Here is a 22,775-nt window from a genome sequence, read left to right as displayed (position 1 = left end):
TGCGCTCCATCCGGGCTACAAAGCTGCGACCTGAGCTCTTCTCCCCGGCCGCCACAGCACCACGCCCGCCGCGGCGAGATCGAGCACCACGCAGATCGCAAACGCCGTCGTGTAATTGCCCGTAACGCTCCGCACGAGACCGACGACACCGGGGCCGAAGGCGCTGACGATGCCGCTGATCGAGGTGCCCAAGCCCACCGCGGTCGCGAAGGCCGAAGCACCGATCTCGCGCTGGATGATCAAGGGCGGGAACGTGATCATGTTCCCCATCGAGAAGCCGTAGACGGCGCAGCAGGCCAGCAGCACGGTCGGGCTCGTGCTTTGCAGAGCCACGAACAGCGCAGCCGCCTGGCTCGTCATCGAAACCGCACAGGCGAGCCGGGCATCGAGCCGGTCGACGAACAGGCCGAGCGAGAGGCGCCCGACGATCGCCATCGCCGCCATGATCGTGACGGCAAGCCCTGCGGCGGAGCGGCCGATCAGCGGCTCGAGAAACGTCACCTGGTGGACGATGAAACCCATCTGCGCCAGCAGCGCGAACGCGATCGGCAGCACCATGGTCCAGAACGCCGCGTTGGCGAGCACCGCCTTGCGCGAGCGAACCGGCGCTGAGGAGCCGGAGGAACGTCCGCCCGCTGCAGGCGCCATGCCTGCGGGCCAGCCGATGAAGGTCACGACCGCCGGCAGCACCAGCACCATCATCGCGAGGGTCGCCGCCAGCATCGCGGAACGGAAGCCGATGCTGCCGGTCAGCGACAGCAGCAGCGGGACGAGAATGATGCCGCCGCAAGTCGCGCCGTTGAAGGCAAGGCTGAGCGCAAGCCCGCGCCGCTGCTCGAACCAGGAATTCAGCACGGTCGCGATCACCACCGTGCCCATGCCGGTCCAGCCGACCGACATCAGCGCATAGGCGAGATAAAGCTGCCAGGGCGTCTGCACCAGCGCCAGCAGCACGGTCGAAGCGCCGAGCGCCGACACGCCGCACAGGATCAGCGCGCGCAGCCCGATGCGCTCGAGCAGGTCATCGGTGAAGATGACGAGCACGGAGGTCAGGAGAAACGAGAAGGTGCTGGCCGCGGAGATCAGCGTGCCCGGCCAGCCGTGAGCGCGCTGCAACTCGGCGAGATAGACGCCTTGGCCGTAGAGGCCGAAGCCGAACATGAAGAAGGCCATCAGGAAGCACGCCAGCACGACCCGCCAGCCGCGATAATACGGTGAGGATTCGTCGATCCGGGGGGCGGCAATCATGAATCTGACGGTCTGTCTGAAGCGAACGGGGCCGGATCGTGCCCCACAACCAGCGGTTTTTCAAATGAAACATTGTAGCTAATTGTTGCGGCACGTAGCGGACCTGGCATTCATCGAGCGGCATGGCTCGTGCGATGATGGGATTGTCGGGGGAACGACGCTGCGCGTGCCTCAAAAATGACGACAACAACCTTCGTGAAATCTTCGCGCCGAACGAATAGTCTAACTCCATGCGACATCTTCTCCGCCTGGCTTGCTTCGTCCTCGCTCTCACCGGCACCCTCCCTGCTGCGGCCCAGAGCGCAGCCCCCGTCGAGCTGCGCATTCTCGCGATCAACGATTTCCATGGCCATCTGCGGCCGCCGCCGGGCGGCATCCGCATCAACGACCCCGAGGACAAGTCCAAGAAGGTGACGGTGGTAGCCGGCGGCGCCGAGTACATGGCGACGCTGCTGAAGCAGCTGCGCGACGGGCACAAGAACGCCATCTTCGTCGCCGCGGGCGACCTGATCGGCGCGAGCCCGTTTCTGTCGGCGATGTTTCACGACGAGCCCTCGATCGAGGCGCTCTCGATGATGGGCCTTGCGATCAGCTCGGTCGGCAATCACGAATTCGACGAGGGCAACACCGAGCTTCTGCGCATGCAGAACGGCGGCTGTCATCCCGCCGACGGCTGCCAGGGACCGCATCCCTTCAAGGGCGCCAAATTCCGTTATCTCGCGGCCTCCACCGTCGAGACCGCGACCGGCAAGAGCGTGCTGCCGCCCTACGAGATCAGGGAGTTCGACGGCATCCCCGTCGGCTTCATCGGCCTGACCTTGAAGGAGACCGCCGGCATCGTCTCGCCCGCGGGCATCGCCGGGCTCGAATTCCGCGACGAGGCCGAGACAGTGAACGCGCTGGTGCCGCAGCTGAAGGCGCGCGGCGTCGAAGCGATCGTGGTGCTGATCCACCAGGGCGGCGAGCCCGCCGGCGACTACAATGAATGCCCTGCCATCACCGGGCCGATCGTCGACATCGTCAGGAAATTCGACCGTGCCGTCGACGTCGTCGTCAGCGGCCACACCCATCGCGCCTACATCTGCGATATCGACGGGCGGCTCGTCACTAGCGGCGACAAATACGGCACACTCGTCACCGCGATCGACCTCAAGCTCGATCCTGTGACTCGCGATATCGTCGCCGCCAAGGCCGAGAACGTCATCGTCGCCAATGCTTCGCTGGCCAGGGATCCCGAGCAGACCGCGTTGATCGACGCCTACGACAAGCTCTCCGCGCCGATTGCCAACCGGCCCGCCGGCTCGGTGACGCAGACATTGTCGCGCGTGCCGAACGAGGCCGGCGAAAGCGCGCTCGGCGATATCATCGCCGACGCGCAATTGCTCGCAACGCGCGATGCGAAGGATGGCAGCGCTGTCATCGCGCTCACCAATCCCGGCGGCATCCGGACCGACATCGTTCCGAAGGAGAATGGCGCGATCACGTTCGGCGACGTCTTCGCCAGCCAGCCGTTCCGCAATCGTCTTGTCACCATGACGCTGACGGGCAGCCAGCTCAAGGACTTGCTCGAGCAGCAATGGCTGGACCCGAAGCGGCCGCGGATTCTCCAGGTGTCGAACGGCTTCAGCTATACCTGGGATGCTTCAAAACCGTTCGGCGAGCGCGTCAGCCTGGAGAAGATGACACTCAACGGCAGGCCGATCGAGCCAGGAAGCGGCTACCGCGTCACGCTCAACGATTACCTCGCCGTCGGCGGAGACGGGTTTACCGTCGCCAAACAGGGCACCGCGCCACAATACGGCGGTTACGATGCGGACGCGCTGTTCGCGTTCTTCCGGGCGCACGGGCCGGTCGGTCCGCTGCCGCCCCGGCGCATCCTGCGGGTGAATTGATCCGGATCAAGCGGGCAGCCCTTTGCCATTCCCGGCCAAGCGCTTAGATTGGATTTTGCATTGCGTTTTGGCGCCGGATGCGCCAACGACGGCAAAAGCCCGTTTTCCGTGAGGCCGACCTGATGAGCACGCTTCTCCTTTCCCACAAGGCCTGCCTCGACCATGTCACGCCGCCGGGACACCCTGAGAGGCCGGATCGCCTGCGCGCGGTGGAGGAAGCGTTGTCGCATGAGCGCTTCCAGTTCCTGGCGCGCGAGGAGGCGCCTGAGGGCGATCTCGATCTCGTCACGCTCTGCCACAACGAGCATTACGTCACCGAGCTGCGCCACATCGCGCCCACCAGCGGTCAGGTCTACATCGACGGCGACACCTCGATGTCCCCCGGCACGTGGGAGGCGGTGATGCGCGGCGTCGGCGGTGCGGTTGCGGCGACCGAAGCGGTGATGGCCGGCGAGCATCGCAATGCCTTCGTCGCGGTCCGCCCGCCCGGACATCACGCCGAGATCGGCAAGCCGATGGGCTTCTGCTTCTTCGACAACGTCGCGATCGCCGCGCGCCACGCCCAGCGCAAATACGGCATCAAGCGCGCGGCCATCGTCGACTTCGACGTGCATCACGGCAACGGCACGCAGGGCATCTTCTGGTCGGACCCGACCGTGATGTACTGCTCGACGCACCAGATGCCGCTGTTTCCGGGCACCGGCGCCAAAAGCGAGCGCGGCGATCACGACACCATCGTCAATGCGCCGCTCGCCTCCGAGGACGGCGGCCCGGAATTCCGCGTCGCGTTCGAGAATCTGATCCTGCCGCAGCTCGAGAAATTCAGCCCGGAGCTCTTGATCATCTCGGCCGGCTTCGACGCGCATTATCGCGATCCCCTGGCTTCGCTCAACCTGCGCGCGGAGGACTATGCCTGGGTGACGCGCAAGCTGATGGACCTCGCCGACAAGACCGCCGGCGGCCGCGTTGTTTCGGTGCTCGAGGGCGGCTATGACCTGCAGGGACTGAAAGAATCTGTTACGGCGCATGTCGGCGCCCTGATGGGCGCTTGACCCACCCGCCACATTACGCCCGTAAAACTCTGCTTTCTCAAAGGTGAAGCGAATCGGGCAATCGGAAACGGATATGGCCGAAAACACTCAAGTCGACGTCTCCAGGCTCACCTTCGAGCGCGCGATCGAGGAACTCGAAACGATCGTGAAGCGGCTCGAGGACGGCAAGGTGCCGCTCGAGGAATCCGTGACGATCTACGAGCGCGGCGAGGCCCTGAAGCGGCGCTGCGAGGAATTGTTGCGCCAGGCCGAGGCGCGCGTCGACAAGATCACCACCGATGCCAGCGGCCAGGCCACCGGCACTGCGCCGCTCGACGTCCAGTAATAAGAGTGCTCTCCCGCTCAGTCTTCTGCCCCCGCAGGGCCGCGCAAGACCGCGACGCAGGTCCGCGTAGAATGTCTTCGCGGTAAGCGTGGCCGCTGCGTCCCTTATCGCAGTGCGCAGCTCCCGGCCGGCATGCGGTTCCCTGGCGGTGGATACGTCCCTGCCTTCGAATCGGGTCGTTGAGAGCTAGAAAAGCCCATACTCGGGCCAAAAAGCCTGCCAAGAACCGAGCAAGGCCGGAACCCCTTACCCCGCCCCGAGGTTAACCACTTCTGGTCCGCGAGTTGCACCTGCATACCCCTAATCGGCCCAGCGGGTTGGCTTCGGCCTAAGCTTTGGTGTAAAGCTGCGCGGAGTGTGGCTTTTTGTAAGCCTTGCGTGGGCACCGATTACCGACGACAAGTGCTTCAAACTGCTGATGAAATTGGCTTGGGACGGACGAAGCCGAACTAAGTGACAGGGATCACAGAGACTGAACCGGAGCACACTTAAGCTTACCTAAGCTTGAAGGCGGGGCCTTGCCCCGTGCAGGTGGCTCCGACGGTTATAGGACTCGCGCTGCGCCGATATTGTGCAAACCCATCGCGCACCGGAATGACCTTCCGGTGCTGACAAATTGGAAATCGCCGTGAACGCATACAGTAAGACGCCGCTTCTCGACACCATCCGGACGCCGGAAGATCTGCGCAAGCTCAAGGTCGAGCAGGTTCGCCAGGTTGCCGACGAGCTGCGGCAGGAGACCATCGATGCCGTCTCGGTGACCGGCGGTCACTTCGGCGCGGGCCTCGGCGTGGTCGAGCTCACCACCGCGATCCATTACGTCTTCGATACGCCGCGCGACCGGCTGATCTGGGACGTCGGCCACCAGGCCTATCCGCACAAGATCCTCACCGGCCGGCGCGACCGCATCCGCACGCTGCGCACCGGCGGCGGCCTGTCCGGCTTCACCAAGCGCAGCGAGAGCGACTACGATCCGTTCGGCGCGGCGCATTCCTCGACCTCGATCTCCGCCGGCCTCGGCATGGCCGTGGCGCGCGACCTCTCCGGCGGCAAGAACAACGTTATCGCCGTGATCGGTGACGGCGCGATGTCGGCCGGCATGGCCTATGAGGCCATGAACAATGCGGGGGCGATGAACTCGCGCCTGATCGTCATTCTCAACGACAACGACATGTCGATCGCGCCGCCGGTCGGCGCCATGAGCGCTTATCTGTCGCGCCTCTATTCCGGCAAGACCTATCGCACGCTGCGCGATGCGGCCAAGCAGATCAACAAGCGCCTGCCCAAGATCCTCGCCAACCGCGCCAATCGCGTCGAGGAATATTCCCGCGGCTTCATGATGGACGGCGGCACGCTGTTCGAGGAGCTCGGCTTCTACTATGTCGGCCCGATCGACGGCCACAACCTCGACCATCTCCTGCCCGTGCTGAAGAACGTCCGCGACATGGAGACCGGTCCGATCCTGGTCCACGTCGTGACGCAGAAGGGCAAGGGCTACGGCCCGGCGGAAGCCTCCGCCGACAAGTATCACGCCGTCGTCAAGTTCGACGTCGCGACCGGTACGCAGGCCAAGGCCAAGCCGAACGCGCCGGCCTATCAGAACGTGTTCGGCCAGAGCCTCGTCAAGGAAGCGCAGAAGGACGACAAGATCGTCGCCATCACCGCGGCGATGCCGTCCGGCACCGGTGTCGACATCTTCAACAAGGCCTTCCCCGACCGCACCTTCGACGTCGGCATCGCCGAGCAGCACGCGGTGACCTTTGCCGCGGGCCTTGCGACCGAAGGCTACAAGCCGTTCTGCGCGATCTACTCGACCTTCCTGCAGCGCGGCTACGACCAGATCGTCCACGACGTCGCGATCCAGAGCCTGCCCGTCCGCTTCGCCATCGATCGCGCCGGCCTCGTCGGCGCCGACGGTGCGACCCATGCCGGCTCGTTCGACAACGCCTATCTCGGCTGCCTGCCCAACATGGTGATCATGGCGGCGGCGGATGAAGCCGAGCTGGTGCACATGGTGGCGACCCAGGTTGCGATCGACGACCGTCCGAGCTCGCTGCGCTATCCGCGCGGCGAAGGCCGCGGCATCGAGATGCCCGAGGTCGGCATTCCGCTCGAGATCGGCAAGGGCCGCGTGATCCGCCAGGGCAGCAAGATCGCGCTGCTCTCCTTCGGCACCCGTCTCGCCGAATGCGAGAAGGCCGCCGACGAGCTCGCCGCCCACGGCCTGTCGACCACGATCGCCGATGCGCGCTTCATGAAGCCGCTCGACACCGAGCTGGTCCTCAAGCTCGCGCGCGACCACGAGATCCTGATCACGATCGAGGAAGGCTCGATCGGCGGCTTCGGCTCGCATGTCGCGCAATACCTGACCGATCAGGGCGTGCTCGACACCGGCATGGTCAAGTTCCGCTCGATGGTGCTGCCCGACGTGTTCCAGGATCACGACACCCCGGCCGCCATGTACGCCCGCGCCGGCCTCGACGCCAAGGGCATCGTCGCCAAGGTGTTCGAGGCGCTCGGCAAGGATGTGAAGACCGAGACGGTCAAGCTGGCTTGATTGTCGCGGCAGACGCTGAACCCCACCTCTCCCGTAGGGAGAGGTCGGATTGCTCCTGGCGATGCGAAGCATCGTCCAGTGCAATCCGGGTGAGGGGCTCAGATCCCACGTGAGAACGTAACCCCTCACCCGCGCCTTCGGCGCGACTTCTCCCCTTGGGAGAGGTTTTGCACCGCCAACGTCGCGGCAACTCCGATGCCTTCTCAATCGGTCGTGCGATGAAAATCTATCTGGCAGGCCCCGACGTGTTCCTGCCGGATGCCGTCGAGATCGGCCGGCGCAAGGTCGATATCTGCGCCGCTCATGGCCTCGCCGGCCTTTACCCCCTCGACAATGCGATCGACCTCACCGCGCGCGACGCTTCGCGGCAGATTTTCTGCGGCAACGAGGCGATGATGGACGATGCCGACGCGATCATCGCCAACCTCACCCCGTTCCGGGGCGCCGGCGCCGATCCCGGCACCGTCTACGAGCTCGGCTACATGGCCGGCCGCCGCAAATTCTGCCTGGCTTATTCCAACGATGGCGCCGTCTATGCCGACCGCCTCAGTCGCTTCATGGACGTCGTGTCCGAGGATGGTCGGCTGGTCGATGCCCAGGGGCTGGCGGTCGAAGATTTCGGCCTCGTCGACAACCTCATGATGATCCATGCGCTGGAGCTGCACGGCTGCCCGCTGGTAACGCCGGCCACTATGCCGACCGACGTCTGGCACGATCTCACCGCGTTCGAGACTTGCGTCCGGATGGCGGCCGCGCGATTGATCGCTACATAAGCTTTTTAGTCGTCCGTCGGAGATCCGATGCCCCCTGCCCGCAAGCGCGCGGATGTATTGCTGGTCGAGCGCGGCCTGTTCGAGAGCCGGGCGCGGGCCCGCGCGGCGATCGAGGCCGGCCTCGTCACGGCCGACGACAAGCAGGTCGCAAAGCCGTCGGAGACGATTGCCGAGGACGCGGTGATCCAGGCCGAGCCGGCGCACCCTTACGTCTCCCGCGGCGGCGTCAAGCTCGCCGGGGCGCTGGAGCGGTACAGAATCGAGATCGAGGACCATGTCTGCCTCGACGTCGGCGCCTCCACCGGCGGCTTCAGCGAGGTGCTGCTGGCGAACGGCGCGAGCCTGGTGTTCGCGATCGATGTCGGCACAAGCCAGCTGCATCCCTCGCTGCGCGATCATCCCAAGATCGTGTCGATCGAGGAGACCGACATCCGCAGCTATGAGGGCAAGCGCCTGCCGGCGCGCCCCGATGTCGTCGTCATCGACGTCAGCTTCATCTCGCTGAAAACGGTGCTGCCGGTGGCGCTGTCGCTCGCGGCCGCACCGATGAGCCTGCTGGCGCTGATCAAGCCGCAGTTCGAGGCTGACAGGAAGCACAACAAGAAGGGCGTCATCCGCGATGCTGCCGTGCACCGGGAGATCTGCGACGACATCGCAGCCTTCGCGGCATCGCTCGGCTGCACCGAGATCGACATATTCCCCTCGCCGATCACCGGCGGCGACGGCAATATCGAATTCTTCCTGGGCGCGCGCCGTGGTTGAGCGCATCACGATCGATCATGTCGGCCATCGCGGCGACGGCGTCTGCCTCGATGCCGGCGAAGCGATCTACGTGCCTTACACGCTCGGCGGCGAGACCGTCGAGGTCGATCACGTCGCAGGCCATCATCCCGACCGGCGCAAGCTGCTGGCGGTGGAGGTCGCAAGCCCGGAACGCGTCGAACCATTCTGTCCGCATTTCGGCGTGTGTGGCGGCTGCGCGATCCAGCATTGGGCGAACGAGCCGTATCGGGCCTGGAAGCGCAATATCGTGATCGAAACGCTGACGCAGGCCGGCATCGATTGCGAGGTAGCGCCGCTGGTCGACGCTCATGGCGCCGGGCGCCGGCGCATCACGCTGCACGGCCGCTTCGGCACGCACGATATCCTCAAGGTCGGCTTCTCGGCTGCGAGCTCGCACGACGTCATCCCGATCCATCGTTGCCCGATCCTCGATCCCGCGCTCGAGGGCGCACTCGATGCCGCCTGGGCACTGGCCGAGCCGCTGACGTCCAAGATGCCGGTGACCAAGCCATTGGACATCCAGGTCACCGCGACCGCCAACGGGCTCGATGTCGACGTGCGCGGCTCGGGCCCGCTGCCGACGGCGCTGGTCACCGCGCTGTCGCGGGTCGCCGAGCAGCACCGCCTGGCGCGGCTGACCCGGCATGGCGAGCTGGTGCTGCAACGCTTGCCGCCGACGGTGAGGATGGGCCGCGCCGAGGTGACGCTGCCGCCGGGCTCGTTCCTGCAGGCGACGGTGGCAGGCGAGGAGGCGCTTGCGGCACTCGTCACAGAGCGCATCGGCAAGGCCAAGGAGGTGCTCGACCTCTTCTGCGGCGTCGGTCCGTTTGCGCTCAGGCTCGCGGAGAAGGCGCGCGTTGCAGCCTATGACAGCGACGCCGGCGCCATCGCGGCGCTGGCGAAAGCTGCGCGAACACCTGGCCTGAAGCCGATCAAGTGCGAGCCCCGCGATCTGTTCCGCCGCCCGCTGGTGCCGCAGGAGCTGCGGGACTTCGACGCCGTGGTATTCGACCCGCCGCGCCAGGGCGCGCAGGCGCAGGCTCTGAAGCTTGCGGCGAGCAAGGTGCCGCTCGTGATCGCCGTGTCCTGCAACGCCGCGACCTTTGCCCGCGACGCACGGCTCTTGATCGACGGCGGCTATCGGCTGGAGTCCGTGGTACCGGTCGACCAGTTCCGCCACACGCCGCATGTCGAGCTGGTGGCGCGGTTCAGCCGCTGACGCGGGCTACGCCGAAGCCTCGAATTGCGGCTGCCATCGCAAGAGGTAGGACTGCAGCGAACGCACCGCGATCGCCAGCAGGATGCCGACGAACATCATGACGAAGATGGCCACCATCATCTCGCTGGCATTGGCCCGCGCCTCGGCTTCGATGATGAGCTTGCCGAGACCGCGTTCGGCACCGATGAACTCGCCGACAATGACGCCGATCAGCGCGAAAGAAACGGCCGGCAGGAGCGAGGCAAACACCCAGGCGAGCGCGGACGGGATCACGACCGTGCGCAGCACCGTGAATTCGCTGGCGCCGAGCAGGCGGGCGGCAGCGATCTGGTCACGGTCGACCGCACGCGTTCCTTCGAAGGTATTGAAGAACACCACGAAGAACACGACGAGCCAGGCGGTTGCGATCTTGGAGAGGTCACCGAGGCCAAAGATCAGGATGACGAGCGGGACCAGCGCAATGCGCGGTATGGAGTTGAGCGCCACGATGTAGGGGCTGAACACGCGAGAGAGGAAATCGGAACGGCCGAGCACCAGGCCGGCCGCGATCCCGCTCGCCGAGCCGAACAGAAAGCCCCACCAGGTGTTCTTCAACGTGACGAGTGTGGCAAGCCATAGATTGTTGTCGCTGCCCTTGATGCAGGCGGTAAAGCCGGTCGCGTCTGCGAAGCAGCCAAGCCGCAAGAAACTCTGCCAGATCAGCGACGGCTTGGCGACGAAATAGGGATCGAGGATTTTCGGCACGTAGGCCTTCGGCAGCAACGCCTTGCTCCATTCGAAGCCCCACTGCCAGACGACGAGAACGACTGCGAGAATGGCCAATTGCCAGAACAGGATGACGGTGCGGCTGTTGGACATGATCAGTCGGCCCTGGTGCGGCGGAATTCTTCGCCGAGGGAATGCCAGATGTGGGAATAGAGCCGGGCGAACTCGGCCGTCTCACGCACGGCCACGGGATCGCGCGGACGCGGAATGGCGACGTCGAAGTCTTCCTTGAGACGCCCGGGGCGCGCCGAGAGCAGAATGATGCGGCTCGCCAGCGTCAAGGCTTCGCCGAGATCGTGAGTCACAAACAGAACGGTCTGCCGCTCGCGTTCCCAGATCTCCAGCAGCGTCTTGTGCATCTCGAGCTTCGTGTGGGTGTCGAGCGCGCCGAACGGCTCGTCCATCAGCAGGATCTCGGGCTCCAGGATCAGCGTGCGCATTAAGGCGACACGCTGGCGCATGCCGCCGGACAGCATGCGCGGGAAGCTCTGCGCAAAGCCTGCAAGGCCGGCCTTCTCGATGGCGGTGGCAACGCGCGCGGCGCGCTCGCTCTTTGGCACTCCCGCGATCTCCAGCCCATAGCCGATGTTCTGCTCCACGGTCCGCCACGGAAACAGCGTATCGCGCTGGAAGACATAGCCGACCCTGGGGTTGACCTCGCCGGTCTCGACCGTGTCCTGGTCGATCAGGATGCGTCCGCCGGAGCGCGGCAACAGCCCCGCGACCATATTGAGAATGGTGCTTTTGCCGCAGCCGGATGGACCGAGCAGCGCGACGAACTCGCCCTGCTTGATCTCGAAGGAAACGTCATCCACCGCCACGAACTCGCGTCCGGACGCGTTGAAGCGCTTGGCAAGACCCTGTACGGCGATGCGCGTGCGCGCAGCCGCTGCTCGATCCTCGTCGCGCGCGAGCGCGAGGCTCTGGCTTGGCGCGGCGATCATTTGTATTTCGCCCTGGCCGCCTGAAGGAAGCTCATGTCGACCGCATCCTCGTACCTGGTCTCGGGAATGTCCGTGCCCTTGCGGTACCAGGGCTTGGCGCCGCGCTCGAACGACGCCTTGTCGATGACGCCGTCATAGGCCCAGGTCGACTTGTCGAAGCCGAGCTCGGCGCTGACGGCATCGGGATCTATCCCTGAAAAATACTTCGGCGTGACCAGCGCCTGCACCTCCGCGAGCGGCGCCGCCTTCACAAAAGCCATCGCCCGGTAGATCGCGTTGACGTAGGCCTGCACCATCGCCTTGTCCTGCTGGACCGTGTCCTGGAGCGTGTAGATCACCAGCACGGGCAACGTCCCGCCGAAATCCTTCTCGAACACGCCAGGCTTCGACGTGTCGTAGATCGTCCGGCCAAAACCCTTCTTCTCGACCTCGACGATCCAGCTCGGCGGCGCCACGATGGCGTCGAACTGCTTGGTCTGCAGCGATGGGAACATCGTGTTGGGCCCGCCGCCCGCAACCCAGTTCACCTTGTTGCCGAGCCCACGCGCTTCGAACACATAGGTGCCGTACACCCAGGTGCCTGACCCGATGGCGGTCGCGGCAACGATCGGCTTGGCGCCGTCGGGGCGCTTGTAATCCGCGAGCTTCTCGATCGAATTGATGCCGCTCTCGTAGAGGTCCTGCCGGACCACGATGTTGGCGTAGGAGCATACCATCTCGGTCGCGAGCAGCATCCTGCAGGGCTTGCCGCGCGCACCGAGCTGGAGCGGATGGCTGGCATCGCCGTGCGCGAACAGCGCCTGCCCCGCCGCCAATGTCTGCCGGCCGAACGTACCGGCATTGCCGGTAACGAGCTTGGAGTCGAGCCCTTCGTCCTTGAAGTATCCCTTCAGCTCCGCGATCATGCCGACGGCGTAAACCGGCGACACCGGCCCGAAAGCGAGCGAGACCTGCTTGGCCTCCGCACGCAATGGCCCCGGCAGCAGTGACGCGCCGGCCCATGCAGACCCCGCGAACAGCGCCTGGCGTCTCGAAATGCTCATGTGATCCTCCTCCCTTGGTTCTTGTTCAATCGCGCGGTCCGTCAGGACGGCGGGACCTTGATTGTCCCTGCTTGTCGCAGCTGTTCGATCTCATCCGGCGACATCCCGATCTCGCGCAGGATCTCGCCGCTGTGCTCGCCGATACCGGGTGGATTGTAGCGGTTGGACAGCCGCTTTCCGTCCATGGCAATCGGCAACAGCGGTGTCTTGACCTCATTACCGTCAGGCAAACGGATGTCGGTCAGGCCGCCGGATTGGTTGAGATGCGGATCATCGAAGAGATCGCCGGGCTTGTTCACCGGTGCGTAGGGCAGATCGAGCTGCTCGAGCCGCGCGGCGAGATCGGCCTTGTCCCATTGCTTGAAGATATTTGCGATTTCCGGGATCAACCAGCCGCGATGATCGACCCGGTCATTGCTGGTCGCAAAGCGTGGATCGGAGAGCCAGGCTTCGCGATCGAAGGCGCGGCAGAACGCTTCCCATTGCTCTTCACCGACGATGGTGACGAACAGTTTCGAACCATCCCTGGTGTCGAAGAGGTCGTAGACGGGCCACGGGCTGTCCTTGATCGAATAGGGGATCGATGGCTGCCCGCTGACCACCTCGCACATCATCGCCTGGGCCATCAGGAACACGTTGTTCTCATACAGCGCACTCTGGATGTAGCGGCCCCGGCCGGTACGCTGCCGCTCGGCGAGCGCGGCCTGGATCGCGATCACACCGAACATGCCGCCCATGACGTCATTGACCGAGGCGCCGGCGCGCATCGGCCTGTCAGGCAAACCGGTCATGTAGGCGAGGCCGCCCATCATCTGCACGACTTCGTCGAGCGCCAGGCGGTTCTCGTAAGGACCAGGCAGATAGCCCTTGAGCGAGCAATAGATCAGGCGCGGCGCGAAAGCCGCGACGCTCTCGTAGTCGAGACCAATCCGCTTCAACAGGCCCGGCCGGAAGTTCTCGATCAGCACGTCGCTGTGCTCGATCAGTCTGCGTGCGATGTGCTGGCCCTGTGCTGTCGACGTGTCCAGAGCGATGCTGCGCTTGTTGCGGCTGTAGGTCGCAAAGAAGCCGGCGGCAGGTCCCTTGAAGGCGCGGGTACGGTCACCTTTGGGCGGCTCGACCTTGATCACCTCGGCACCGAGATCGGCCAGGATCAAGCCGCAGCTCGGCCCCATCACCATCTGGCTGAATTCGATGACCCGAAGGCCCGCCAACGGACGAAGCTCAGATCCCGTCTCACGCACAGCCATGGTCATGCCGCGCTCCGCAGGAGCTTGGGAATTCCGGCCTCGTGCAGATGCCCGGTCAGATGGTCTGCGGGGATGTGGCGGGCGAGAATCTCGCGGGTCTGCATCAGGCGGTCGAGGTCGATGCCGGTGGAGAGCCCCATGCGCTCCAGCATGAACACCAGATCCTCGGTGACGATGTTGCCGCGTGCGCCCGGAGCGAAGGGACATCCGCCGAGGCCGGATACGGCGGCATCGAAACGGCGAATGCCCGCTTCAAGGCCGGCGACGGCATTGGCCAGGCCGGCGCCGAGCGTATCGTGCAGATGCAGCCGCAGCGTCATTTGCGACCCGAGCTCGCGCTGCACCGCCCCGACGATCTGCCGGATCGATTTCGGCGTCGCATAACCAACGGTGTCGGCAAGCCCGATCTCGTCGGCACGCGCTTCGGCAAAAGCGCGCGCAACCCGGCACACCGCCGCTTCGCTCACCTCCCCTTCCAGCGAGCAGCCGAAGGAGGTGGAGATCGCCCCCATCAAGCGCGGCCGCTGCCCCAACGGCTGGGCGTCGATCGCAGCGCGGACTGCGCGAAACCCCTCGACCTGCTCGTCGACCGAGCGGCGCACGTTTGCGCGGTTGTGCGTCTCGCTGGCCGAGATGACGAAATAGACGGCGTCGACGCCGGCGCCGATGGCGCGCTCGGCGCCCTTCGGGTTCGGCACCAGCGCACCGATGAGAGTCGATTTGTGCATGAGCGCATGCGCCATCACCGCATCAACGTCGGCGAATTGCGGCACGACCTTCGGCGGGACGAACGACCCGGCATCGATCTCGCGTATGCCCGCGGCGGCGATCATGTCGATCAACGCGCATTTGGCCTCGGTCGGAACGAAGATGTCCAGGTTCTGAAGACCATCGCGGGGCGCGACCTCGCAAATGTGGACATCGGGCTCGCGGGCCATGTGGGTCTCCCTGGGGACGATTGTATATTGTTGCATAAAAGAACAATCCATGAGACAGTCTGTCAAGCCCTAAAACTTGCGTGCACTGCAATGAGCGCCACCGACAGTTCCCGACCGCGCAGCGACAAGAACGGTTCCGAGCGGGCCGAGCAGCTCGCCGGCCTGATCATGGCGCTAGCCCGCCGCGAAGGCATGAAGGCCGGAGACCGCTTGGTCGAACAAAGGCTTGCGGATGCGCTGGATCTTTCACGCGCGCCGATTCGGCTCGGCCTGAAGGCCCTGGAAGCGGCGGGGCTGGCGCGCGGCGAGCCGCATCGCGGCTTCGTGCTGGCGAAGAATCCGACCAGCGGCGCCGCCCAACCGGCGCTCGCGGCCGTCAGGCGCGGCGAGCAGGTTTATACGGCCATCGCAGGGGACGTGCTCGCGAGCCGACTCCCAGCCGACGTCACGGAGGCGGAGCTCTTGCGCCGCTATGATCTGAGCCGCGCGGAGTTGCAGCGGCTGCTGGACCGTATCGCCGCCGAGGGCTGGATCGCACGCCTGCCCGGCTATGGCTGGCGTTTCGCGGAGACGGTCTCGAGCCCCGAAGCGCAGGCGCAGGCCAAGGCGTTTCGCGCAGTGATCGAGCCGGCGGCGATCGCACAGCCCGGCTTTGCGCTGCCCCAGGAGGTGATCACACGCCTGCGCGAGCGCCAACAGCGGGTCTTCGACGGCGAAATCGAGAAGATGACGATTGGCGAGATCTTTCACTCCGGCTGCGAATTCCACGAGGAGATCATCCGCGGAACAGGCAATCCATTCTTCCTCGAAGCGCTCAAGCGCGTGAACTCGATCAGGCGCCTGTTCGCCTATCGCAGCTTCGCCGATCGTGACGGCATGAGGCGGCACGTGCGCGAGCATCTGCGCCTGCTCGACGTTCTGGAAGCGCGGCGCTACAGCGAAGCCGCCGACCTGATGGCCCGGCACCTGCAGCGTCCGCTGGTCGCCGGCGTATCGTGATCCTGCCGACCTTGATTCCGGTCAATCTTCTCGGCGCCGCCTGGCGCTAAGAATGCCTCATCATGGGGTGTGGAGCGGAAGTCCGTGGCCAACCGGCGACAATTCATCACGACCGCGCTCGGGCTTTCTGCGGCAGCGATCGGCAGCCCTTCCGCCGCGCTGGCGGCGATGACCTATGACGAGGCCATCAACGCGTCACGGGCTCCGCTGCGAGCAGCGCCCAGGGATCGCGAGCTGGTCCGGTTTGCGACGCTTGCGGCCAACAGCCACAACACCCAGCCGTGGATCTTCGCCGTCCGCGGCAATGTCATCACGATTGCGCCTGACGTCGCGCGGCGCTGTCCGGCCGTCGATCCCGACGATCATCATCTCTTCGTCAGTCTCGGCTGTGCCGCCGAAAACCTCATCCTCGCCGCGGCCACGCTGGGCTGGCGCGCCGATCCGGTCGTCGACGGCGATCGCATCGTGATCACGCTCGACGAGGCCGCTCCTGCCGCATCGGCCCTGGCCGATGCAATTCCCGTCAGGCAATGCACCCGCGCGGCCTTCGCCGGCAAGCCTGCCGCGCCCGAGATCCTGCGCCAGCTCGAGAACGCCTGCCGGCAACCCGGCGTCGCTGCGATCCTGATCACCGAGCGTGCCGGAATGGCTGAGGTCACCGACTATGTGCTCGAAGGCAATTCGGCGCAGATGCGCGACAAGGCCTTCATGCGCGAGCTCGTCGACTGGATCCGCTTCAACGAGGCAGAGGCGGTCGCGACCATGGACGGGTTGTTCGCGCCCGCATCGGGAAATCCTGCGCTGCCGTCCTGGATAGCCCGGCCGCTTCTGAAGCTGTTCTTCACCGAAAGCGGAGAAAACAAGAAATATCGCGAGCAGCTCGACAGCTCGGCCGGTGTCGTCGTGCTTGCTGCCGATCGCAGCGACACCTCGCACTGGATCGCGGTCGGCCGCGCCTGCCAGCGCTTCGGCTTGCAGGCGACCGCACTGGGACTGAAATATTCCTTCGTCAACCAGCCGGTCGAGGTCGCAGCACTGAGGCAGCAATTCGCGACCCGGCTCGGCCTCGGCGAACGACGCCCCGACATCGTGATGCGCTTCGGCACCGGCCCAAGCCTGCCGCAATCGCTGCGGCGTCCGCCGGAGCTGGTGATGCGACCCTAGCGCCGAAGGCCGCTCAGCGCCGGCGATTCGCCGGGCAGCATGTTCGATCTGATATCGCTGTCCATGCGGCCCGAATCCTGCTGGGCGTAGCCGACACCGAACGACAGGCTGAGATTTGAGGTCGGCTTGAATTCGACACCCGCAAACCCGCCATAGCTGGGCCCGGCGCTGGAGGTGAGCGGCGCCAATGAGCTGCCGATGCCGTTGCCGTATTTCAGCGTGTCGAAGCCGGCAAAGAAGGTGACGGGCATGCCGCCGGCGGTCTTCATCTGATAGCCAAATTGCGTGCTGTCATAAGAGAGCGCGCTGAAATTGCCGAGCGAGCCCGCCTGGTTGAAGCCGCTCAATCCGAGATTTCCGCGTTCGCGACCGATGACGAAGCCGTTCGCAGAGCTCGTACGCCAATCGGCCTCTCCGGCGTTGAAGCCCGCAAAGTTGCCATAGCTGTCGGAGCTCAGGCCGACAGCGCCGCCAAGGCCGAAAGGCCCGCCGGGAATCCAATATCGCAGCGGCGCCACTTGCGCGTGAACCGGCGCTCCGCCGAGGGAGAACACGGCGAGAGCTGCAAGAGCGCATGAGCGTGCAAGGTCGAACATTCTGGCTACCGTCTAAAAGCCCTTAAAACTATACTCCTCGACCATCATCAATGCCAGCGGAGTGACCGCGCCGGCCCTCGCGGCCGCAGGTCTTTCGGGGAACCGCACCTGATGCCGGACGATCCGCTGCTCACCCGCCTGACATCCGTTCTTGCCGATGTACCTGGCGTTCAAGCTGTCGTGCTCGGCGGCTCTCGCGCGCGGGGCCGCGCGCATGCGGCCTCGGACTACGATATCGGACTCTATTTCAAGTCAGCGCTGGACACCGGACGGTTGCTTGCCGCCGCGAAGACGATCGCGGACGATCCCGCCGCCACGACGGTGACGCCCGTCGGTGAATGGGGCCCGTGGGTCGTCGGCGGCGCCTGGCTTTCGGTGGGAGGCCGCAAGGTCGACCTGCTCTACCGCGACGCCGACGCGGTCGAGGCCGTCATGGAATCCTGCGGCGCCGGAGCGGTCACCATGGACTACCAGCCCGGCCATCCCCACGGCTTCTGCTCAGCGATCTGGATGGGCGAGATCGCATATTGTCAGCCGCTGCACGATCCGAACGGAATGATCGCCCGGCACAAATCGATCGCACTTCCCTATCCGGAGCCTCTACGCAGCGCCCTGATCCGGCGCTTCCAATGGGAAGTCCTGTTCAGCATCGAAAATGCCGAGCTCGCGGCCGCACGCAACGAAAGGACCCATGTCGCGGGCTGCCTCTACAGGTCGCTCGCCTGCGTCGCGCAGGTACTGTTCGCGCTGAACGAGCGCTATCTGATCAACGAGAAGGGGGCGCTGCAGGAGGCAGCCGGCCTGCCGCTGACGATTCCACACCTGGTGGAGCAGGCCGACGAAATCTGGCGACTTGTCGCTGATGGCGGTTTCGCGCAGGCCTGCGCAATGCTGCGGCAGGTCGACCGAGAATTGAAGGCGCTGGCTCACCCCGGCGGAACAGCGCCGTAAAGGGTTATGCGGTCTTGTCGACCGAAGACGACGAATCCGCCGGCGGATATTTTGTCACCGGCACCATGAAGGATTTGGTGCCGACCTGGTAGATGATCTTGCCGTTCTGCCCGTCGTCGGTCGCGATCTGCGTCTGTCCGAACATGATGACGTTCTTGTAGACGAAGCCGGTGCCCTTGCGGGTGACGCCGTCGGTGGTGACGCTGACCTCGGCCTCCTTGCCATTGACGGACAGCACCTTGAAGCTCGCGCTCTTGCCGTTCTCGCTGGAATAGCCGCCCCAGCTTCCCATCAGGCGGCTGTCGGACGCGGGCGGGTCCTGCTTTTGCAGATTTGCAGTCTGCTTGCCGACGCCCCCGAACGAGAACAGCATCACCATGTTCTTGCCGTCCTTGGTGCCGACCGTGACCCCGCCGAAGGTGATGAGCGTGCCCTGAACCTCGCCGAAGCCGCGCTCGGTGCGTCCGTTGTGGGTGTACTCGACCTGCGCCCGGGCGCCGCGGATGTTGACGACCTTGAAGCCGACGGGCTGGTTGTTGCCCACCCAATTGCCCTTCCAGTCACCGAGCAGAGCGCTCTGGCGATACAGCCGCTCGTTGGCGGGCGAAATCTGGCTGGTGCTCGATGTGACGATGGCCATTGGATTGCTCGGACGGGCCTCACAAACCCGCTTTCGCTGGCTTGGGCAGGTCAGGATGCCGGCGGGAACGAACAGTAACGATGCGATTAGGGCCACGCACCCGTTAACGAGCCGTTAAGCGCGCGCGTCGGCCGGGCGGGCAAAAGATCTCAGCCGGAACTGGCGTGATGCCACCGGAAAAAACCGCCCCCTCACCGCCCCCAGCGATCGGACCAGATCTTCTCGCCGATGAGGCAATTGACGCGCGGCTCCTTGTCGGCAACCGGCATCACGGGCCGCTCCGGGGTGCGGCCGGCGATTTCCATCAGCAGCTTGGTGCGGATCGCTTCCTTGAACTTGTCGCGCTCCTTGATCGTGATGACGAAGGACCCCGGCCCTCCGATGACGCAGTCCTCGTAATAAAGATCGAGATTGTCGATATCCATGGTCGAATAGGACGGCTCCTTGACCATGATCGGCAGGCCGTTGATGACGATGCCTTTCTCCAGCGCGGCGTCACGCGCCATCGTGACCGGGCCGCCATTGTTGTTCGGACCGTCGCCGGAAATGTCGATGACGCGGCGCAGGCCGCGATAGGGATCCTCGTCGAACAGCGGCATCGCGAAGTTGATCGCGCCTGATATCGAGGTGCGCGAAGCGCGCCGGATCGGCGTCTTCATGATCTCGGCGGCAACCGCGTCCGCCGTCTCCGGACCATCGATCAGCCGCCAGGGAATGATGATCTTCTGGTCGCTGGAGGCGGCCCACTCGAAATAGGTCACCGCGATACGGCCGTTCGGGCCGAGCTTCAGCGCCTGCAGGAACTCCTTCGACTGGATCGCCTGGGCATAGCCCTCGCGCTGGATCGCGAGCTCGTCCATGTCCATCGAGTAGGACACGTCGACCGCGAGGATCAGCTCGACATCGACGCTCTGCGCGTCCTTGTCGGCCGCAAGCCGCTGCGGTTGAGTTCTGGGCGATTCGAATTTGGGTCCTGGTGCCGCGATGCCCGCGACGTCCCCTCCGGCAAACATGCCGGCCACCAGCACAGCCCCGATCGAGAACAGCAAACGCATCGCAGTCTCCCGTCGTATGACGCGATGGTGACATGCAATCGGCTTGCCGCAAAGGCCGAAGATCGCTTGTGCTTCACATTCGAGTTAGGAATTCACACGTTACGCAAGTCTGCCGCCATGTTGCCGCGCTTGCGTCAGGAACAGGCGCGGTCTCAAGAGCCGTCGTTCGGGGACTCGCGAAGCGAGGATCCCGGAATCTGAGAGATTCCGGGTTCGATGCTGCGCATCCCCGGGAATCACAGCTGCCGGCGGAGGCACGCGACCCCGCCCATTTGTCCGGCACGATTTCCATGCTAGGTTGGTCGCACAGATGGGGATGGAGTCCCCCGATAACCGCCCGGCGGTCGATGACCTCATGGGCTGATGACTCCTGCTCGAGGAGAGGCAATCTTGGGCCTCTGCCTTTGGCGGGAGCATGGACGTACCCGCCGATGGCGGGTTTTTTGTTGCCTGCTGGCGGCCGGCGGGCGAATGCGAGGGGACGACGAAGACGTGACGATGACGACACCGAATGCCGTACGTACCACGCTGCCCAGGGGGATCTGGGTGCTCGGCTTCGTCTCGATGTTCATGGACATCTCCTCCGAGATGATTCACGCGCTGCTGCCGGTCTATCTCGTGACCGTGCTCGGCGCCTCCACCCTCACCGTCGGCTTCATCGAGGGCATCGCCGAGGCGACCGCCTCGATCACCAAGATCTTCTCCGGTGCGCTGTCGGACTGGCTCGGCCGCCGCAAGCTGCTCGCCGCGCTCGGCTATGGGCTAGCCGCCTTCACCAAGCCGCTGTTCCCGCTCGCATCCAGCGTCGGATGGCTGGTGGCCGCGCGCTTCATCGATCGAGTCGGCAAGGGCATTCGCGGCGCGCCGCGCGATGCGCTGATCGCCGACATCGCGCCCGTCGGCCTGCGCGGCGCGAGCTTTGGCCTGCGGCAATCGCTCGACACGATCGGCGCCTTCCTCGGGCCGCTCGTGGCAATCGGCCTGATGTGGTGGACGGCCGACAATTTTACCCTCGTGTTCTGGGTCGCGGTGCTGCCGGCCTTCCTGTCCTTCGGGCTGATCGCGTTCGCGGTGAAGGAGCCGGAGCCCGATCCGAGCCGGAAACGTGCGGAAAATCCGCTCAATCTCGCCGCAATGCGCCAGCTCGGAGCGGTCTATTGGCGCGTCGTCGCCGTGGGCGTCGTGTTCACGCTCGCGCGCTTCAGCGAGGCCTTCCTAATCTTGCGCGCACAGAACATCGGGCTCGACGTGATGTGGGTGCCGGCTGTACTGGTGCTGATGAACGTCGCCTATGCACTGTCGGCCTATCCGGCCGGCGTGCTGTCGGACCGGATCAACCGGACCGGCCTGCTCGCGCTCGGCCTGGTCTTCCTCGCCGCGGCCGACCTCGCGCTGGCGCTGCTCCCGAGCCTTGCGGGCCTCGCGCTCGGAGTCGTGCTGTGGGGACTCCATATGGGACTGACGCAGGGCCTGCTCTCGGCCATGGTCGCCGATGCCGCCCCGCCAAGCCTGCGCGGCACCGCCTTCGGCTATTTCAACCTGTTCACCGGGCTTGCCTTGCTGGCTGCGAGCGTGATCGCGGGTGCGCTGTGGGACGCCGATGGACCGGCGGGAACGTTTCTTGCCGGGCTTGGATTCGCGCTGGTTTCGCTGGTGGGGCTGCTCGCCGTCGGCAAAGGTCTGGCCACCGAGGGCAAGTGAAGCAAATGGCGAAGTGGGGAACGAGACATTGAACATTCAATACATTCTCGCCGTTGCCGGCGGCGGAGCGCTCGGCGCGGTCATACGCTATCTCGTTGCGATCGGGTCGGGCCGCGCGTTCGGTACGGATTTTCCGTGGGGCACGCTGATCGTCAACGTCACCGGATCGTTCCTGATCGGCATTTTCGCCGCGCTGTTCGCGACCAAATGGAACCTGCCGCAGGCCGCGCGGATGTTTCTGACGGTCGGAGTTTGTGGCGGATACACGACGTTCTCGACGTTCTCGCTGGATGCCTGGTATCTGATCGAGCGCGGCCAGACATGGGCATCTGCCGCCTACATGATTGCGTCGGTCGTGCTGTCGGTGGGCGCTCTGATCGCCGCATTACAGCTCGTTCGCGCACTTCCGTAACTCGCGCAGGCGCAAGTCGTGCATTCCTGCCCAGCCGCGACGGCATAGTGGCGAGCGGCCGCATATCTTGGAGCGCTCCCCGCTCCTGCGGTATGATGTGTTGGCTGGTGGCTCATTCGAGCCAGGGCGTTTCGGGACACGATGAACGACACCGTCACCAAACCGAAAACCAGGACCAGGACCAAGGTCGAGCGGCCGAAGCTCCACAAGGTCATCCTGATCAACGACGACTACACGCCGCGTGAATTCGTTACCATGGTGCTGAAGGCCGAATTCCGCATGACCGAGGATCAGGCCTACAAGGTGATGATCACCGCGCACAAGCTGGGCGCCTGCGTGGTGGCCGTATTCACCAAGGACGTCGCCGAAACCAAGGCAACGCGCGCCACCGACGCCGGCCGCGCCAAGGGCTATCCGCTATTGTTCACGACGGAGCCGGAGGAATAGGCTTCATCCTGCGACGATGAA

At 65.0% G+C, this 22,775-nt stretch carries 22 protein-coding genes and 1 riboswitch; of the genes, 13 read left to right on the top strand and 9 right to left on the bottom strand.

The features are described 5' to 3' along the window. Nucleotides 1-15: 15 nt before the first annotated feature. Nucleotides 16-1,248 carry an MFS transporter gene (locus tag N2605_RS09000; protein ID WP_036026102.1) on the bottom strand — a complete coding sequence of 411 codons (1,233 nt, stop codon included), beginning with the start codon at nt 1,246-1,248 and terminating at the stop codon, nt 16-18. Nucleotides 1,249-1,478: 230 nt separating this feature from the next. Between N2605_RS09000 and N2605_RS08995 the strand changes: the two genes are divergently transcribed. The 7 genes from N2605_RS08995 (at nt 1,479) to N2605_RS08965 (ending at nt 9,849) form a co-directional block, all read left to right on the top strand. Continuing rightward, entirely contained in the window at nt 1,479-3,140 is a 1,662-nt protein-coding gene (locus N2605_RS08995) for a bifunctional metallophosphatase/5'-nucleotidase (protein WP_260346369.1), read from the top strand. Between the two features lie 122 nt (nt 3,141-3,262). Next, entirely contained in the window at nt 3,263-4,192 is a 930-nt protein-coding gene (locus N2605_RS08990; protein WP_260346368.1) for a histone deacetylase family protein, read from the top strand. Between the two features lie 73 nt (nt 4,193-4,265). Continuing rightward, nucleotides 4,266-4,517, top strand: coding sequence for an exodeoxyribonuclease VII small subunit (locus N2605_RS08985; protein ID WP_008132970.1), 252 nt, complete (start codon nt 4,266-4,268; stop codon nt 4,515-4,517). A 628-nt stretch (nt 4,518-5,145) separates the two neighbouring features. Further along, complete coding sequence (gene dxs, locus N2605_RS08980) at nt 5,146-7,074, top strand: 1-deoxy-D-xylulose-5-phosphate synthase (RefSeq protein ID WP_036004129.1); 1,929 nt, start codon at nt 5,146-5,148, stop codon at nt 7,072-7,074. A gap of 218 nt (nt 7,075-7,292) precedes the next feature. Next, entirely contained in the window at nt 7,293-7,847 is a 555-nt protein-coding gene (locus N2605_RS08975) for a nucleoside 2-deoxyribosyltransferase (protein ID WP_036026115.1), read from the top strand. 27 nt (nt 7,848-7,874) lie between these two features. Continuing rightward, the gene (locus N2605_RS08970) at nt 7,875-8,609 is read left to right on the top strand and encodes a TlyA family RNA methyltransferase (RefSeq protein WP_260346320.1); all 735 of its coding nucleotides are present in this window, start codon (nt 7,875-7,877) and stop codon (nt 8,607-8,609) included. Next, a complete protein-coding gene (locus tag N2605_RS08965; RefSeq protein WP_260346319.1) occupies nt 8,602-9,849 on the top strand; it encodes a class I SAM-dependent RNA methyltransferase in 1,248 nt (415 codons plus the stop codon). The genes N2605_RS08970 and N2605_RS08965 overlap by 8 nt, the downstream gene beginning before the upstream one ends. Nucleotides 9,850-9,855: 6 nt before the next feature. Here the strand turns inward: N2605_RS08965 and N2605_RS08960 are convergent, their stop codons facing one another. Genes N2605_RS08960 through N2605_RS08940 form a run of 5 tightly spaced genes read right to left on the bottom strand, consistent with a single transcriptional unit; the run spans nt 9,856 to nt 14,789 of the window. Further along, nucleotides 9,856-10,707, bottom strand: a complete 852-nt coding sequence (locus N2605_RS08960) for an ABC transporter permease (protein ID WP_260346318.1) — start codon at nt 10,705-10,707, stop codon at nt 9,856-9,858. 2 nt (nt 10,708-10,709) lie between these two features. Next, the gene (locus N2605_RS08955) at nt 10,710-11,558 is read right to left on the bottom strand and encodes an ABC transporter ATP-binding protein (protein ID WP_260346317.1); all 849 of its coding nucleotides are present in this window, start codon (nt 11,556-11,558) and stop codon (nt 10,710-10,712) included. Then, entirely contained in the window at nt 11,555-12,601 is a 1,047-nt protein-coding gene (locus N2605_RS08950; protein WP_225112637.1) for an ABC transporter substrate-binding protein, read from the bottom strand. The genes N2605_RS08955 and N2605_RS08950 overlap by 4 nt, the downstream gene beginning before the upstream one ends. Nucleotides 12,602-12,642: 41 nt before the next feature. Further along, nucleotides 12,643-13,857, bottom strand: a complete 1,215-nt coding sequence (locus N2605_RS08945) for a CaiB/BaiF CoA transferase family protein (protein WP_260346315.1) — start codon at nt 13,855-13,857, stop codon at nt 12,643-12,645. Then, complete coding sequence (locus N2605_RS08940) at nt 13,854-14,789, bottom strand: hydroxymethylglutaryl-CoA lyase (RefSeq protein WP_036004099.1); 936 nt, start codon at nt 14,787-14,789, stop codon at nt 13,854-13,856. The genes N2605_RS08945 and N2605_RS08940 overlap by 4 nt, the downstream gene beginning before the upstream one ends. Here N2605_RS08940 and N2605_RS08935 point away from each other — a divergent pair. Together N2605_RS08935 and N2605_RS08930 are read left to right on the top strand one after the other, a co-directional pair. Continuing rightward, entirely contained in the window at nt 14,766-15,788 is a 1,023-nt protein-coding gene (locus tag N2605_RS08935; RefSeq protein WP_225143588.1) for a GntR family transcriptional regulator, read from the top strand. The genes N2605_RS08940 and N2605_RS08935 overlap by 24 nt on opposite strands. Nucleotides 15,789-15,872: 84 nt before the next feature. Beyond that, nucleotides 15,873-16,952 carry an Acg family FMN-binding oxidoreductase gene (locus N2605_RS08930; RefSeq protein WP_260346314.1) on the top strand — a complete coding sequence of 360 codons (1,080 nt, stop codon included), beginning with the start codon at nt 15,873-15,875 and terminating at the stop codon, nt 16,950-16,952. Here the strand turns inward: N2605_RS08930 and N2605_RS08925 are convergent. Continuing rightward, nucleotides 16,949-17,548, bottom strand: coding sequence for a hypothetical protein (locus N2605_RS08925; RefSeq protein ID WP_260346313.1), 600 nt, complete (start codon nt 17,546-17,548; stop codon nt 16,949-16,951). The two genes, N2605_RS08930 and N2605_RS08925, sit on opposite strands and share 4 nt — an antisense overlap. Before the next feature lie 111 nt (nt 17,549-17,659). Here N2605_RS08925 and N2605_RS08920 point away from each other — a divergent pair, with 111 nt between their 5' ends. Next, nucleotides 17,660-18,499, top strand: a complete 840-nt coding sequence (locus N2605_RS08920) for a nucleotidyltransferase domain-containing protein (protein WP_260346312.1) — start codon at nt 17,660-17,662, stop codon at nt 18,497-18,499. A gap of 4 nt (nt 18,500-18,503) precedes the next feature. Here N2605_RS08920 and N2605_RS08915 read toward each other — a convergent pair whose 3' ends face one another. Together N2605_RS08915 and N2605_RS08910 are read right to left on the bottom strand one after the other, a co-directional pair. Further along, nucleotides 18,504-19,139, bottom strand: a complete 636-nt coding sequence (locus N2605_RS08915) for a hypothetical protein (protein ID WP_225143580.1) — start codon at nt 19,137-19,139, stop codon at nt 18,504-18,506. A 191-nt stretch (nt 19,140-19,330) separates the two neighbouring features. After that, nucleotides 19,331-20,194, bottom strand: a complete 864-nt coding sequence (locus tag N2605_RS08910) for a DUF1194 domain-containing protein (protein WP_036004084.1) — start codon at nt 20,192-20,194, stop codon at nt 19,331-19,333. Nucleotides 20,195-20,497: 303 nt separating this feature from the next. Further along, nucleotides 20,498-20,574: riboswitch (Fluoride riboswitch) on the top strand. A gap of 118 nt (nt 20,575-20,692) precedes the next feature. Here N2605_RS08910 and N2605_RS08905 point away from each other — a divergent pair. From N2605_RS08905 to clpS, 3 genes are all read left to right on the top strand, one after another. Continuing rightward, a complete protein-coding gene (locus N2605_RS08905; RefSeq protein WP_260346311.1) occupies nt 20,693-21,895 on the top strand; it encodes an MFS transporter in 1,203 nt (400 codons plus the stop codon). A gap of 28 nt (nt 21,896-21,923) precedes the next feature. Then, entirely contained in the window at nt 21,924-22,307 is a 384-nt protein-coding gene (gene crcB / locus N2605_RS08900; RefSeq protein ID WP_225143576.1) for a fluoride efflux transporter CrcB, read from the top strand. Between the two features lie 141 nt (nt 22,308-22,448). Next, nucleotides 22,449-22,754: an ATP-dependent Clp protease adapter ClpS gene (clpS, locus tag N2605_RS08895; protein WP_036004073.1), complete on the top strand. Its 306-nt coding sequence runs from the start codon at nt 22,449-22,451 to the stop codon at nt 22,752-22,754. Nucleotides 22,755-22,775 lie beyond the last annotated feature (21 nt).

The sequence above is a fragment of the Bradyrhizobium yuanmingense genome (assembly GCF_025200905.1).
Lineage (GTDB): Bacteria > Pseudomonadota > Alphaproteobacteria > Rhizobiales > Xanthobacteraceae > Bradyrhizobium > Bradyrhizobium yuanmingense.
Note: the sequence above shows the minus strand (reverse complement) of the source record. Positions and strands in the feature narration are given on the sequence as shown.

What these genes read in the sequence shown, in the direction of transcription:
- N2605_RS09000 (WP_036026102.1), bottom strand. Translation starts at nt 1,248, where the DNA reads ATGATTGCCGCCCCCCGGATCGACGAATCCTCACCGTATTATCGCGGC.
- N2605_RS08995 (WP_260346369.1), top strand. Translation starts at nt 1,479, where the DNA reads ATGCGACATCTTCTCCGCCTGGCTTGCTTCGTCCTCGCTCTCACCGGC.
- N2605_RS08990 (WP_260346368.1), top strand. Translation starts at nt 3,263, where the DNA reads ATGAGCACGCTTCTCCTTTCCCACAAGGCCTGCCTCGACCATGTCACG.
- N2605_RS08985 (WP_008132970.1), top strand. Translation starts at nt 4,266, where the DNA reads ATGGCCGAAAACACTCAAGTCGACGTCTCCAGGCTCACCTTCGAGCGC.
- N2605_RS08975 (WP_036026115.1), top strand. Translation starts at nt 7,293, where the DNA reads ATGAAAATCTATCTGGCAGGCCCCGACGTGTTCCTGCCGGATGCCGTC.
- N2605_RS08970 (WP_260346320.1), top strand. Translation starts at nt 7,875, where the DNA reads ATGCCCCCTGCCCGCAAGCGCGCGGATGTATTGCTGGTCGAGCGCGGC.
- N2605_RS08960 (WP_260346318.1), bottom strand. Translation starts at nt 10,707, where the DNA reads ATGTCCAACAGCCGCACCGTCATCCTGTTCTGGCAATTGGCCATTCTC.
- N2605_RS08955 (WP_260346317.1), bottom strand. Translation starts at nt 11,558, where the DNA reads ATGATCGCCGCGCCAAGCCAGAGCCTCGCGCTCGCGCGCGACGAGGAT.
- N2605_RS08950 (WP_225112637.1), bottom strand. Translation starts at nt 12,601, where the DNA reads ATGAGCATTTCGAGACGCCAGGCGCTGTTCGCGGGGTCTGCATGGGCC.
- N2605_RS08945 (WP_260346315.1), bottom strand. Translation starts at nt 13,857, where the DNA reads ATGACCATGGCTGTGCGTGAGACGGGATCTGAGCTTCGTCCGTTGGCG.
- N2605_RS08940 (WP_036004099.1), bottom strand. Translation starts at nt 14,789, where the DNA reads ATGGCCCGCGAGCCCGATGTCCACATTTGCGAGGTCGCGCCCCGCGAT.
- N2605_RS08925 (WP_260346313.1), bottom strand. Translation starts at nt 17,548, where the DNA reads ATGTTCGACCTTGCACGCTCATGCGCTCTTGCAGCTCTCGCCGTGTTC.
- N2605_RS08920 (WP_260346312.1), top strand. Translation starts at nt 17,660, where the DNA reads ATGCCGGACGATCCGCTGCTCACCCGCCTGACATCCGTTCTTGCCGAT.
- N2605_RS08915 (WP_225143580.1), bottom strand. Translation starts at nt 19,139, where the DNA reads ATGGCCATCGTCACATCGAGCACCAGCCAGATTTCGCCCGCCAACGAG.
- N2605_RS08910 (WP_036004084.1), bottom strand. Translation starts at nt 20,194, where the DNA reads ATGCGTTTGCTGTTCTCGATCGGGGCTGTGCTGGTGGCCGGCATGTTT.
- N2605_RS08905 (WP_260346311.1), top strand. Translation starts at nt 20,693, where the DNA reads ATGACGACACCGAATGCCGTACGTACCACGCTGCCCAGGGGGATCTGG.
- clpS (WP_036004073.1), top strand. Translation starts at nt 22,449, where the DNA reads ATGAACGACACCGTCACCAAACCGAAAACCAGGACCAGGACCAAGGTC.